Source organism: Blautia sp. MSK.20.85 (assembly GCF_013317245.1).
Taxonomy (GTDB): Bacteria; Bacillota; Clostridia; order Lachnospirales; family Lachnospiraceae; genus Blautia_A.
On the sequence record NZ_JAAIUN010000015.1, the window covers coordinates 1 to 13879 of the forward strand.

Annotated in this window: 13 protein-coding genes and 1 riboswitch; of the genes, 1 reads left to right on the forward strand and 12 read right to left on the reverse strand. The window is 45.4% G+C overall.

Going from position 1 to position 13879, the window contains the following annotated elements; translation table 11 throughout:
- From G5B12_RS09700 to G5B12_RS09740, 9 genes are all read right to left on the reverse strand, one after another.
- On the reverse strand, window positions 1-149 hold a 149-nt coding region (locus G5B12_RS09700; protein WP_173762624.1), incomplete at its 3' end, for a BMC domain-containing protein.
- A 72-nt stretch (window positions 150-221) separates the two neighbouring features.
- Window positions 222-563, reverse strand: coding sequence for a BMC domain-containing protein (locus G5B12_RS09705; protein WP_021977483.1), 342 nt, complete (start codon window positions 561-563; stop codon window positions 222-224).
- 43 nt (window positions 564-606) lie between these two features.
- Window positions 607-882 carry a propanediol utilization microcompartment protein PduA gene (pduA, locus tag G5B12_RS09710; RefSeq protein WP_015525952.1) on the reverse strand — a complete coding sequence of 92 codons (276 nt, stop codon included), beginning with the start codon at window positions 880-882 and terminating at the stop codon, window positions 607-609.
- An 85-nt stretch (window positions 883-967) separates the two neighbouring features.
- A complete protein-coding gene (locus G5B12_RS09715; RefSeq protein WP_015525953.1) occupies window positions 968-1282 on the reverse strand; it encodes a BMC domain-containing protein in 315 nt (104 codons plus the stop codon).
- A gap of 24 nt (window positions 1283-1306) precedes the next feature.
- The gene (locus G5B12_RS09720) at window positions 1307-2539 is read right to left on the reverse strand and encodes a zinc-binding dehydrogenase (protein WP_059086814.1); all 1233 of its coding nucleotides are present in this window, start codon (window positions 2537-2539) and stop codon (window positions 1307-1309) included.
- Between the two features lie 18 nt (window positions 2540-2557).
- On the reverse strand, window positions 2558-3946 hold the full coding sequence (locus G5B12_RS09725) for an aldehyde dehydrogenase family protein (protein WP_118062686.1): 1389 nt from the start codon (window positions 3944-3946) through the stop codon (window positions 2558-2560).
- A gap of 32 nt (window positions 3947-3978) precedes the next feature.
- Window positions 3979-4866 carry a class II aldolase/adducin family protein gene (locus G5B12_RS09730; protein ID WP_174088123.1) on the reverse strand — a complete coding sequence of 296 codons (888 nt, stop codon included), beginning with the start codon at window positions 4864-4866 and terminating at the stop codon, window positions 3979-3981.
- 186 nt (window positions 4867-5052) lie between these two features.
- Window positions 5053-5844 (reverse strand): glycyl-radical enzyme activating protein, encoded by a 792-nt coding sequence (locus G5B12_RS09735; protein WP_118070743.1) that lies wholly within the window; start codon window positions 5842-5844, stop codon window positions 5053-5055.
- 40 nt (window positions 5845-5884) lie between these two features.
- Window positions 5885-8410 (reverse strand): glycyl radical protein, encoded by a 2526-nt coding sequence (locus tag G5B12_RS09740; protein WP_021977488.1) that lies wholly within the window; start codon window positions 8408-8410, stop codon window positions 5885-5887.
- 354 nt (window positions 8411-8764) lie between these two features.
- Here G5B12_RS09740 and G5B12_RS09745 point away from each other — a divergent pair, with 354 nt between their 5' ends.
- On the forward strand, window positions 8765-9478 hold the full coding sequence (locus G5B12_RS09745) for a phosphatase (RefSeq protein ID WP_174088124.1): 714 nt from the start codon (window positions 8765-8767) through the stop codon (window positions 9476-9478).
- A 149-nt stretch (window positions 9479-9627) separates the two neighbouring features.
- Here G5B12_RS09745 and G5B12_RS09750 read toward each other — a convergent pair whose 3' ends face one another.
- The 3 genes from G5B12_RS09750 to G5B12_RS09760 form a co-directional block, all read right to left on the reverse strand.
- Window positions 9628-9933 (reverse strand): cysteine-rich small domain-containing protein, encoded by a 306-nt coding sequence (locus G5B12_RS09750; RefSeq protein ID WP_021977490.1) that lies wholly within the window; start codon window positions 9931-9933, stop codon window positions 9628-9630.
- A 266-nt stretch (window positions 9934-10199) separates the two neighbouring features.
- Window positions 10200-10402, reverse strand: a riboswitch (cobalamin riboswitch).
- Between the two features lie 163 nt (window positions 10403-10565).
- Window positions 10566-12050, reverse strand: coding sequence for a C40 family peptidase (locus G5B12_RS09755; RefSeq protein WP_021977491.1), 1485 nt, complete (start codon window positions 12048-12050; stop codon window positions 10566-10568).
- A 313-nt stretch (window positions 12051-12363) separates the two neighbouring features.
- A complete protein-coding gene (locus G5B12_RS09760; protein WP_021977492.1) occupies window positions 12364-13875 on the reverse strand; it encodes an N-acetylmuramoyl-L-alanine amidase family protein in 1512 nt (503 codons plus the stop codon).
- Between the last annotated feature and the right edge of the window lie 4 nt (window positions 13876-13879).

Here is a 13879-nt window from a genome sequence, read left to right on the forward strand (position 1 = left end):
TCTCCACGAACCATAACAGTTACAAGACCGGAACCGATCTTCTCTGTTCCTACAAGTGCAACGTTAGCTGCCTTGCACATCTGGTCAGCTGCCTCGATAGCTGCTGTAAGTCCTCTTGTCTCAACCATTCCTAATGCTTCCTGTGTCATGATTATATCCTCCTTATGGATTGCTAATGCTTTATTTGTTCTGTTTACTTCTGACTTTTTTGGTGCAGCAGTTTATTTTTCGCTGCTGTTTTTGCTTTCCAGTGCTGTTTCCGGATTCTCTTGCTGTTTCTTTTTCCACCGGCTTGCACTCAGCTCAACCAGTTTGACGATTTCCTCGTGAGGATTGGCAATTACCGCATAACTGGCAGGTTTCTTGATTGCCTGCTCTACTGCCGCATTGACAGCTGCTGTAACTGCTGATACATCGCCTTGTACGATCAGGGTCACCAGTCGTCCGCCCAGCTTACGCTCCCATGACGCCAGCTCAACGTCTGCCGTTTTGCACATGATGTCCAGGGCATTGATCGCCGCAACCACACCTGTGATTTCTATAAATCCATATGATTTTCCCATGAGCGAACTCCTTAATTAATTTCTGTTCCTCTCAAAGCCTGAATTAGAGCTTCGGAAGAATTTTTTCTACATCTGTATGAGGTCTCGGGATCACGTGTGTAGCTACGAGCTCTCCAAGTCTGGATGCTGCTGCGCTTCCGCTCTCTACTGCTGCTTTTACAGCGCCTACGTCTCCACGAACCATAACAGTTACAAGACCGGAACCGATCTTCTCTGTTCCTACAAGCGCAACCTCAGCTGCTTTTGTCATTGCATCTGCTGCCTCGATTGCAGCTGTGAGGCCTCTTGTCTCAACCATTCCTAATGCTTCCTGTGCCATGATTCTATCCTCCTGAATCTTATCTTCGTTACAATTTTATCATATATGATTCCGCCACTTTTGTAAAGTAAACTTCGGAATCCGCTTAATCTTTATCCAGGGCGCTGATCTTCAGCATTTTCTGTGTACCTGGTTCCGGGTTGGGGATTATGTAATGCTGTACCACACCTGTCATGCTCTCTGCGACTTTCATGCCGGCTTCTACCGCTGCCGTGACATCTGACACGCTTCCGCGGTACTTGATGCAGACAAGAAGCGGTACTGGCAGGCTGTCCGCATTCGCCGGTTTATTCTTATCGAATACCTCCAGGTGGACATTTGCAGCCTTGCACCCGGCGTCAGCTGCCACAAAGGCTGTCGCAAGTCCGAAGACCTCCAGAATTCCTACAGCTTCTGCCATGTTGCTTCTCCTTTCCCGTTAAGGTTATTTGTTAACAATCGCGATCTTAAGACCTGTCATTGCCAGGTTTGTCTCAAGTGCCTCGTTGATCTCCTCAAGCGGGAACTTGTGTGTGATCAGCTCAGACATCGGAAGTCCGATTGCTTTTGCTCTCTTAAGGAAATCAAATGTTGTTGCATAGTCTCTCAGGTTGTATACCCAGGAACCAACAAGGTTGATCTCTTTGGAGCAGAGGTCGAAGTGCGGGTTAATGGTTGCGTCTCCACCGTTGATGAAGAAACCAAGCTCGCAAAGACCGCCGCCGTTGCGGATGAATTTATAAATGTTGGAATGTGCATGAGGATTTCCAGTACACTGGAAAGCGAAATCTGCAAGATGTCCGCCCTGAGCCTCTTTAACAGCCTCAGTAAGTGCCTCAATGCCTTTGAAATTCATAAAGTTTACAGTTGTGTTTGCGCCCATTCTCTTGGCAAACTCAAGACGTTTCTCATTTCCGTCTACTGCACAGATATTGTGAACGCCCATTGTATGGAGAACAGCGATGCAGATCAGACCGATCGGTCCGCAGCCCTGAACAACAACTCTGCTGTTGAATTTCAGGATTCCTGTTGTTTTTGCTCTCTCTACTGCATGTACAAGTACTGCACATGGCTCGATGAGGATACGGGAATCAAGATCCAGGTCGCTTACATTGAAGAATGTGGAACCGAATTTTCCGCCTCTGATGAAGATGTAATCAGCGAACCATCCGTTGAATTTTACATCGTCATCTGGAAGAAGTCCGTATACATCAGCGCCGCCTACGTTCTTCTTGTTAAGGTCGAACATTGTGATTTCCGGATCATCTTTGAAGATCATACATGTAACGATCTTGTCGCCGACTTTAACCGGTTTACCAGCTGTATCAACTTTAACGTTTTTACCCATTTTTACGATCTCACCGGTTCCCTCATGTCCGAGAACTACCGGGATAAGACCGAACGGGTCATTTTTGTACTCATGAGCATCTGTTCCACAGACACCGCATCCCTCAACTTTAACAAGGATGTCGTCGTCGCCAACTTCCGGAAGATCATACTCCTGAAGCTCAAAATGTTTCTTCTCTGTCATCATTGCTACTCTTGCTTTTTTCGGAATTGTGTTTCCTGCCGGAGCAGCCGGAGCGCTTGGTGCAGCAGCTGCTGCCGGAGCGTTTCCTGTCATGCCGGAGAGAACCTGTTTAACGATTTCTTCGATATTTACATTGTTCATATCCATGATTTATGTTCCTCCTGATCAACGAATGCAAAGGCTGTCTGTCATTACGCAGCGTCTTCTCTTTGTGAATGTGCTTGCGCTTGTAAGTCCCTCACCTGTACGGCTTGCGATGGTAAATGTACAGAAACCTTCTCCTCCGAATCCAAGTGCGGAATAGGACGGGCCGTTCTTTACAAGGATCGCGGTATCGATTGCTTTCGCATATTTTGTAATGTTATCAATATTCTTGGAATGAATATGTGCGGAATGACGGTTGCCATGCTCAAGCCATACAGCCTGCTCTACAGCATCGTCAAAATCCTTAGCTCTTACGATACCGAGGATCGGCATCATAAGCTCTGTTGTGATGAGCGGATGTTCCTTCGGTCCCTCAAAGATGATGCAGCGTACGTTAGCCGGTGCGTCAACTCCGATCATGGAAAGAAGTGTTCTTGCATCACGTCCTACACATTTACGGTTCAGCTTGCCGCCTGCAAGTACAGTCTCAACAAGCTTGTCCTGCTCTTCCTTGGAAGCAAGGTAGCAGTCATTCTCTGTAAGCATGTAGTGCATTAACTCATCAACTACGGAAGATACTGCAACAACTTCCTTCTCTGCGATACATGGAAGGTTGTTATCGAAGGTACATCCGTTTACGATATCCTGTGCAGCCTTGCGGATATCAGCAGTATCATCAACCAGTGCCGGCGGGTTACCTGCTCCTGCACCGATGCCTCTCTTACCGGAGGAAAGAACCGCTGTTACAACACCAGGGCCTCCTGTTGCTGCGATCAGATGGATATCTTTATGTTTCATCATGATATTGCTTGTCTCAAGAGTTGGTTTCTCAACTGTGACAGCAATATTGTCCGGGCCGCCTGATTCCAGGGAAGCCTCGTTCAGAAGATTGATTGCATAAATAGAAGTTTTCACTGCTGCCGGATGCGGATTGAATACTACTGTATTTCCTCCTGCCAGCATACCCATTGTGTTGCAGAGAACTGTTTCACTTGGGTTTGTACATGGTGTGATCGCACCGATCACGCCAAACGGTCCCATCTCGATCAGAGTCAGTCCTCTGTCTCCGGACCATGCAGTTGTTGTGATGTCTTCGGTACCAGGAGTCTTATCTGCTACCAGGTGATGTTTGAGGATCTTATCTCCTACATTACCCATACCAGTTTCCTCAACACCCATACGTGCCAGTACTTCCGCATTCTCTTTGATCTTCTTGCGGATGCAGGTGATGATCTTCTCTCTCTGGTCCATAGACATTGTCTTAACTACCTGCTGAGCCTTTTTGGCTGCCTCGATAGCATCATTCATATCCTTGAAAACGCCATGTTTTCCGGCCGGAGCATCTGCAATCTGCATCTTTGCCATAACTTCCTGTACAATTTCCTGTACCATATTCTCACTTATTGGCATGAGATTGTCCTCCTTAATATTCCGTCAAAAAATTATTTCAGGCCAAGCTGAGCCATAACCTGTTTTGTGATCTGAGCAACGAGTTCTGCATCGTTGTTTGCAGCAGCCGGAGCCTCACCCTGAGGATCAGCAGCGCTTGTTCCGCAGTCTTTTCCAACGAAATCATACTGATATCCTGGGAACTGTTTGTAGTCATCACTGTGGCATGCACCACCGCAGTTGTGGCAGTTCTTGCCGTCTTTGTTCAGGCAGAGGCTTGCCGGATGTTTACCAGGCATACCAAATTTACGACGGATCGCATAGAGTTTCTCGATGTTCTCTTTGTCGAATTCCTTCGGTCCGCCAAGGAGCTTGGTCTGATACAGAAGCTGTGCGTAGAACTCTACAGACTCCATCTTCATGTATGCAGCGTTAAGGTCTGTGCTCCATGTAAGTGCTCCGTGGTTCTCAAGAAGTACTGCATCAAAGTATGGAAGGTATTTCTCAAGGTTGTCCGGAATCTCCATTGTGGAAGGTGTACCATACTCAGCGATCGGAACGCATCCAAGAGCGATAACTGCCTCCGGCATGATCGGCTGTGTAAGCGGAATACCTGCGATTGCGAAAGATGTTGCATAGATCGGATGAGCATGTACAACAGATCCTACGTCCGGTCTCTTCTCATATACTCTCATGTGCATCTTGATCTCAGATGATGGTTTGAATCCCGGGTTAGCCTGGATTACATTACCTTTACCATCTACTTTACAGATGAACTCTGGTGTCATGAATCCTTTAGATACACCTGTTGGTGTGCAAAGATATTCATTCTCAGCTACTTTAACAGAAAAGTTTCCGTCGTTAGCTGCAACCATGTTACGGTTGTAAATTCTCTTACCGATGTCACAAAGCTGTTTTTTGATTTCAAACTCGTTTACCATGCTTAATTTCCTCCTTGAGCATTGGATTGCACTATTTTGTTTCTGAAAACATTTTACTCCATACCACAAAATAAGTCAAGGGCAATCCGTTGTTTTGTGTTGGTTTCTTGTTGTTTGTTATGTTGTTTTTATTGTTTTTTATGTTGTATGTTTGCAGAGGATCTTTTCTCTTTAATCCCGTGTTTCTCAGCCGCCAATCTGACAGTCCAAACCGCATACCGCATGCACCGCGTTCTTTAACATCTGCATATGTTCTGCTGTCGGCGGAAGAATTCCTTCCATTAAATAAGGGCGTCCAAGTCCTTCATATTTATCCTGTCCCAGTCTGTGGTAGGGAAGAAGATGAATTTTGTTTACGCCCGGAAGGGATGCCGCAAATCTGGCGATCGCCTGGATCTCTTCCACAGAATCATTGAATGTCGGAATAACCGGAACACGGATCACCAGTCTGGTTTTTCCGTAGAGCGCAACTTTCCTTGCATTTTCCAGCATCAGTCCGTTAGCCCTTCCTGTAAACTCCTTATGTTTTTCCTGGTTCATATGTTTGATATCCATCAGATATACATCCAGGTAAGGAAGAACCTGTTCGATCTTTTCCCAGGGAGCACATGCCATGCTCTCTATTGCGGTATTAATACCACGTTCTTTTGCCGCACGGAGAAGATCTCTGGAAAAATCCGCCTGACACATACATTCACCACCGGAAAGGGTAATTCCTCCTCCGGAGCGATAATAATATGCGCGGTCTTTCTCCACTTCCTCGATCATCTCGCGAACTGTCACATCACGGCCGATCACCTTGTCCTCACCCAGAACTTTCATGTTCTGGATCCGGTACTCCTGTGATTCCGGATTGCAGCACCAGCGGCAGCGAAGAACACATCCTTTCAGGAACACGATGGTACGGATACCCGGACCATCGTGTACTGAATATTTCTGAATATCAAAGATCCTGCCCTTTGTATCCAAATAGTCCATAATTACCTCTTAATTCCTTGCGTCTGCTGCGCGTCCCCGGTTAAAATCCCTGCTCTGTTCTTCGGATGATATCATCCTGCAGAGATCTGGAAAGCGTAGTGAACAGTGCACTGTATCCGGCAACACGTACAACCAGATGTTTGTATTTCTCCGGATGTTTCTGAGCATCCAGAAGTGTCTCTCTGTCGACAACATTGAACTGCATGTGCATACCCTTCTGATCAAAGTATCCACGGATCAGTGCTACAAATTTCTCCAGGCCCTCTCTTCCTGCAAGTGCAGACGGATGGAATTTCTGATTGAACAGTGTTCCGTTGGATACGATAAAGTGATCCAGACGGGATACGGAAGTTGCTGCTGCTGTCGGGCCCTTCACATCCTTGCCTGCTGACGGAGAAACACCATCTGCAACTGGTGTATGTGCATAACGGCCATCCGGTGTAGCACCGGTCTGTCCGCCAAGGGGAACATTTGCGGATACCGGATAAAGTCCGGCCTGATAATGTCCGCCTCTCGGGTTTTTGTATTTCTGAAGTGGTTTTGTGTAAGTATAGGCAACATCTCTTGCAAAATAATCCACATCCGGAATATCGTTTCCGTATTTCGGAACTTCATCGATCAGTTTGTGGATTTCTTCAAATCTTGCCTTTTTCTCCGGAGATGGTTCTGCTCCAAGCGCTGCTGTCATAACAGCCTTGGCTGTCTGCTCATTTACACCGATGCCATTTTCCTGAAGCTTCTGCATTACAATTGTAGTAATATCTGCTGCAGACTGTGCATCAATACCCTTGCCATAGTTCCATGCCAGAGCTTCCTTCATCTCTTCCATGGTAACTTTCTTTTCTTCATAAACAAGTTTACGGATCGCATACAGAGAATCTGCCATGTTTGCAATACCAAATCCCTGAGGGCCGGTAAAGTTATAAACAGCGCCTCCCTCCTGAACGGATTTACCACGTTTCATGCAGTCATCCACCATACAGGAAAGGAATGGAAGCGGACACCTCTCAGCATGTGCCACGTCAATGGCATTGTCTGCATTTACAAGCAGGGAAATAAAATATTCCATCTGTTTCTTATATGCGTCATAAAACTCATCAAAGGTCTTCATCTCTGTGACATCGCCTGTCCTGACACCGATCTGGACTCCTTTATCCATACCATTGGAGAAAACCATCTCCAGCGGGCGGCACATATTGAAGAATGCCGCATCATGCCAGCCGTCTGTCTTACCGGCTTTCTGCGGTTCTACGCATCCAATGATGTTATATTCCCTGGCATCTGCAAGAGAAAGTCCTCTGTTCTGCAGCGCCGGAATGATAACCTCATCATTATAATAAGCCGGAAGTCCGATTCCTGTTCTTGTAAGCTCTGCAGCTTTGATCAGGAATTCATGTGGAGATCCGTTCCATACTCTTACAGAAAGAGACGGTGCCGGAAGATGCACATGCATGGATGCCTGAATACACATAAAGGAAAGATCGTTGGTCACATCCTCACCGTCTTTATTCTGGCCGCCTGCGATCAGGTTCTGGAAAAGGCTGTAGCCTGCAAAACCTTCTGCTGATGCAGCATCACGGCATTTGTTCAGATCGTTTAATTTTACCCAGATACAGTCCATCAGTTCCTGAGCAAACTCTCTGGTAAGATTACCTGCCTCCATATCACTCTTGTAATACGGATACATGTACTGGTCAAAACGTCCCGGTGAAATGGAATGTCCGCTGCTCTCCATCTGGATCAGCTGCTGTACGAACCAGAAAGACTGGCAGGCTTCATAGAAATTACGGGCACCTTTCTCCGGCACACGTGTACAGTTGGACGCAATCTGGAGAAGCTCCTGTTTTCTGGTCGGATCCTGACACTGATATGCCATCTGCTCTGCAAGCTCTGCATAACGATGCGCATAATCAATAACAGCCTGGCAGCTTAAGATCACTGCTTCCAGGAAACGTGACTTCTTCGCATAATCACCATCTCCCACATTACTTTCATCCAGTTCTTTCTGTGCTTTGGCAATGATACCCTCATAACCAATTGCCAGAACTTCCTCATATTTAACCGTTACATGTCCTACACCATTGTAGAAATAATTTCCCGGTGTAAAAATGTTGTGGTCAATGGCAAGGATCGCTTCCGGAGCCATATAGGAAGTCGCAAGCTCGCTGGTAGTCTTACCCTTCCAGTATTTATGTACCTCCCGAAGATCCGCCTTGGTCTCCTCCGAAATATAAAATGGATCAGCAGTTCTGGTAGCCACCGTATCCAGTTCATCCTCCAGCCACTGGAAAGAATACTCCGGGAATGTCTGACATCCTCTTGGTGCCAGGGTGCTGCTTCCGACGATCAGTTCCTCATCACGGATGATGATCGGAATGTTATGCAGGATATGGGCAAAAGCCTTCGCTCTGCGTGTGATGATCGGCTCGTCTTCAGTTTCCTTGTAGGACTCTGTGACCAGTTTCGCTCTGGCAGATTCGATCACCGGCATCTTGGCATAAAGATTATCCACAAGATGTGTGATCCTGTCTGTTTTCGGGATATCTGCTATATGAAATTTCTCCATGATTCTCCTTTCTCATAACCGGTTGTTTCTGGTGATCTGTCTGCCTCTACGCTTCCAGAACCGCTCCTGTCCGGCTATGTGCTCATGTAGTTTTATTATACCTTACCCCTACTTCGATGTCAACGAAATCCAACATGTGTTTCTAGCTGTTTTTGTGGTTTTTATCGGTTGTTCCCTGTTGATTTTATTTGTTTTTTGTATTTTTATGTTTTTCTCTATTGACTTTGTTTTTCTGCTCTGCCATACTTAGATTTATATAGGAATTCCTTTGTTTTTCAGAAAAAATTTATGCAAAGCGGACATTCGTATTCCGCTCTGTCACATGTTCTCAAACAGTAAAAGAGGTGTATTTTTATGTATCTTTCTGATATGCATACCCACTCCATCGCCAGTGGTCACGGCACGGAATGTACCATCACAAACATGGCACGCGCAGCTGCCGAGAAAGGTCTCCGGCTTCTCGGGATCACTGATCACGGTCCCGGCACTCTGGCAGCCGGAACTTCCTCCTATTTCCGCAGCCTTACCTATTCTCCGAAAAAACATTTCGGAGTAGATCTGCTCTACGGAATCGAACTGAATATTCTGGACCGGAAGGGAACTGTAGATCTGGATCAGGAATTATTATGCAAACTTGATTATGCCATTGCAAGCATGCATACCTGGAACTACCGTCCCGGTACCAGAGACGAGAACACAGAAGCTTTTGTCAATGTCATGAAGAATCCCTGTGTCAAAATCCTCGGTCACAGCGACAACACCCATTATCCGGTAAATTATGATGTTCTTGCCCGAACTGCCAGAGAAACCGGAACAATCTTTGAAATTAACGAAGCTTCCCTGGCTCCATATGGCTACCGTGGTGATACCAGAGAAAACTGTTATGAGATTCTCCGCTGCTGCCGCAAATATCATCTGCCGCTGCTGCTCTCCAGTGACAGTCACGGTCCGGAACACATCGGTGATTTTACCTGTGCTGCTGAATTTGTTCATCAGGCCATGTTCCCGGAACAGCTGATTCTGAACAATCAGCTTCCAAGATTGAAGGTATTTCTGCAGACCAGATGATCTGGTAAAACAGTAAGATCGAATATACATAAAATGTATCCGAATACACATTCATGTTTGACTCACAACCAAAAAAGCCAGCTCGGACACATTTTACCATGTGTCCGAGCTAGCTTATTATTTCGGGTTATATTATATTTTCTTTATTATCATTTCTCATCTGCCTGAGAATTCTCTCTCTGCTTTCTTATCATATCCGCAAGTTCCTGATATTTTCCTGTGATATATCCATAATTCTCTCTTCTGTGAGGAAGTTTACACGCAGTGCAGTCCTTGATTCCGCTTTCCGTAAAATGGAAATTACCACCGCATTTATCTCCCAGTGCATACAGCGGACAATAACAGAACAGGCAGTTAAAATTTTCCGGATCTGCTCCTTTATGGCATGGAAAATACTCGCATTTTTTGTGGCTGAAATAGGAATATTCTTTTCCCTCCCAATATGGTTTCTCCATGGTTCTTATCTCCTCCCGGATCATGCACTCTCTTAATTTTTCCGTAAAAAAAGAGGTAGCGATCCCACCCCGGGGTAGAAATATAATCCGTTCATGAGTGCGCGGAGGGAACGAATGTATCCGGAGTAGTATCGCCTGCCATTTAATCATGTATAATTCATATGAACAGGCGCATTCCATAAAAAAATGCCTACTCTCGTAAAAAAGTAGACAACGTCCCAGGGGTGCGGAGTCCCTGAAATGGTTGTTACACTTTACACGGAAGTTTAACCTCGCCATAACAAGCAGGTTTCCTGGCTCCGGGATCATGGCTCGTCTCTCCTTCTCATACATAGGTACAATGGATTCTGAGATTCGCTCCTCCGTTACAGTGACCGGATCGCTCAGGTTTCTCACCTGATTCCCTTTTCTGCTGGCTTCTGATAATCCATGACTGTCAGATGCCCTCAGCACTTGCTATGTTCAATATGGAATTATACTGACATTATAATAACACCCTGTTAATTATATGTCAATACTGTTTCAGATTTTTTTGATATAAATTCACTGTTTCCTTATAAGAAACAGCCTGGCGGAATATGCCGCCAGGCTGTTCAATATCTTCATCTTAATAAATTTTATATGGTTCGTGATTATACAAGACGTCTTACAGAAACAATCGTTCTGTATGTCGCATCGTTACTGATCTTAATACCATCCTGAGAATTGGATGCATGTACGATCTGTCCATTGCCCATGTAAATAGCCACATGTCCACCATAGCAGATCAGATCTCCTGGCTGGGCATCTGCATAAGATACCTCAGTACCTGCATTCTGCTGCTCATAGGAAGTTCTCGGAAGGCTTACGCCAAAGTTGGCATATACACTCTGTACAAAACCGGAGCAGTCTGCACCATTGGTAAGGCTTGTTCCGCCCCATACGTATGGATTTCCAACAAACTGTGTCGCATAATCTACAACAGAAGAACCTGAGCCACTGTAGGAAGAAGAGCTTCCACTGTCAGAAGAAGTATCTTCGGAAGTATCTCCGCTGTTATCATAATCCGCGTCTGTATTGGCTTCTGCATCGTCTGTGTTGGTATCTTCTGTTTCATCGCCTGTTATGGCATTACCGTCTTCATCATACTGAGTATCATCGTTCTCTCCATCTGCTGTGTCTGTATCTTCATCCACATACTCAGTATCATCTTCAGCAGCGTCCTCGTCTGTATTTACGATCTCATCACCGTTCTCATCATACTGCACATCTTCTTCGCTGTCAGCTTCTTCATCCTGCTGCGCCTGTGCTTCTGCTTCTGCACGGGCCTGTGCTTCTGCCTCTGCCTGTGCTCTTGCAGCTGCTTCTGCTTCTGCCTGACGTCTCGCTTCCTCTTCTGCCGCGATACGCTCTGCCTCCAGACGCTGAAGCTCTGCTGTCTGCTCTGCAAGAAGGTTCGCATAGTCTGTAGCCTGCTGCTGTGCATAAGCGATCTCATTGTCATAATCCGCAGATGTGGCACGCTTCTCATCCAGCTGTACCTGCAGATTCTGTGACTCAGCCTCGTACTCCTGCTTCATTCCCTCAAGTTCTGCCTTCTCCTGTGTATACTGAGCTTCCAGGTTGGCAACCTGCTGAATGGTATTGGAATACTTCTCAAGGCTCTTTCTGTCCTGTTCATATGTCTTCTGTGTGTACTCAGCTTTCGTGAGAAGATCTGACAGGTTCTCTGCATTAAGCATCATCTGGAACCATGCATCATCTCCACCTTTCTCATAGAGATACTGAATACGCTTCTTCATTGCCTCATACTGCTTGGTCTTGGCATTCTTAGCCTTCTCAAGGTTCGTCTGGGTAGAAGCAATATCAGCTTCTTTATTAGAGATGTCTCCCTCCAGTGTCTGGATTGAAACCATCACGTTTACAAGATTGGCATCAAGAGTGGAAATTTCGCCTTCAATCTGTGATTTCTGTGCGGAAAGATCATCCAATCTGGAATAAGTCGCATTCAGCTGTTCATTGGTTGCATCCATTTCCTGCTGAAGTGCTGCCTCATCTTCTCTTGTTGCGCTTACGCTGACTACCTGTGCTCCGCTGATGATGAGCGCCAGTGTCAGACATAATATTCTTTTCTTCATGACTGTTCACCCTCGCAATCTGATTCTGAATTCTGATTTATCCGACAGTTCTCTGTGTCTGTCGTTTGTTTACTTGTCTCTGCTGTTATTTCATTCTCAGCAGTTCATGTAATATTTCTGCAATATCTTGTTCCAATCTTTTTATATATTAACACAGTGTTATTTGGATTGCAAGGTTTTTCTATCAATTAGTTTAAAACTTTGTAACATTTATTAATTATTTTGACATTAAAAAAGAGAGAACCTTGCATTTTCGGTTCTCCCTTTTGGTTGATTCAATAAAATTTTTTGATATTTCTGTTGCAGCCTGTTTTTAATTGAACAGATCTGCAAGAATCTGATTTGCAGTCTTCTTCAGGTATCCATCCGGATCAGAAAGTGTGCTTCTGTTCCATCTGAAATATGCTCCATTACGGATGTAATTACCGCTGGACTCATGGTAATCATATTTGGATACGCCCGGATATTTTGCCATATAGGTTTCTGCAAGCTTGATCGCCTGGCTTCCGTAAGTTCCGTTAGGTGTCGGTGTTCCGGAAATCTGAACGCCTGCATTCGGCGTACAGTGCAGAATCACAACACTCTTATCTGCGCACTGACCAAGAACCATCCATGTATGTCCATCGTTATATCCGATATCTCCAGGATAAAGTTTCCAGTTTGAACTTGACAGCGTTGACTGGGAAATGATCCTTCCCATTCCCCTGCCAGAATACAGGGAACCGATATCTCCGGAAACAGTTGTATAATTCACTCCACCTGATTTACTCTGCATGATCTGGTATACAGACCATCCTACATAACCGGAACAGTCAAGGCCCTTCTGTTCTGTAGATTCACTGAGGTCCATATAGTTTCTGTAGTTATAAGAACTTGAATTATTATCATACCACTGTTTCCACTTGGAGCTTACACCTTTTCTGGTTGCATCTGACCAGTTATGTCCACCGCCCCATACATAAAGCGTCTGTCCTACCGGTTTCAGGGCATTGGCCAGGAAATTTTTGATCGTCCTGGAACTTGAAGGAGTTGTTGTATTCGGATTGCTGCCGCTGGACTGAAGAACTCCGGAACTGCTGAATGTGTACTGCACTCCGTCAATGGTCTTTGTTCCTGTAGCCATAACACCGGTAGACGGGTCAAAATAGTATTTCACTCCGCTGGTAATATTGGACACCCATCCGGTGGCCATAATGCCTTTGGACTTCTTTGATTTATAGAAATAATATGTATAGCTTCCAATCTTCCTGAAGCCTGTATACATAGCACCTGTGCTCGGGTCAAAATAGCGTTTCTTCGCTGTCGATGTTGTTGCCCAGCCGGTGGCCATAAAGCATTTGCTTGTAAAATATCTGGTCACGTTCTTGGAATCTGTAAGAAACGTACTCTTGGCTGCAACACCATTGCCGCTGTAGAAATAATATTTCTTATTGCTGATGGTTGCCCACTTGGTTGTCATATAACCGGTAGACGGATTAAAGTAACGGGTATTCTTCTTGCTGTCTGTCAGCCAGCCTGTTGCCATATAGCCCTTAGCTCCATTGGCATTATAGAAGTAGCGTTTACCCTTGCTGTCCTTTGCCCAGCCTTTTACCTGAACTCCTGTAGAGGCATTGAAGTAATACTTCTTTCTGTTCAGAGTAAGCCAACCTTTTACTTTCTTTCCATTTTTGTAGTAATAGGACTTCCCGCCTTCTGTTTTAAAACCATTCTTGGTTGCCGCCTGTACATCCGTTACAGTTGTGTGTACAGTCGCTCCGGCTGCAAAAAACATCAAGATCAAAAAAAGTCCCCAAAGTTTCCATTTTTTGCTTAATTTTCGCATACAT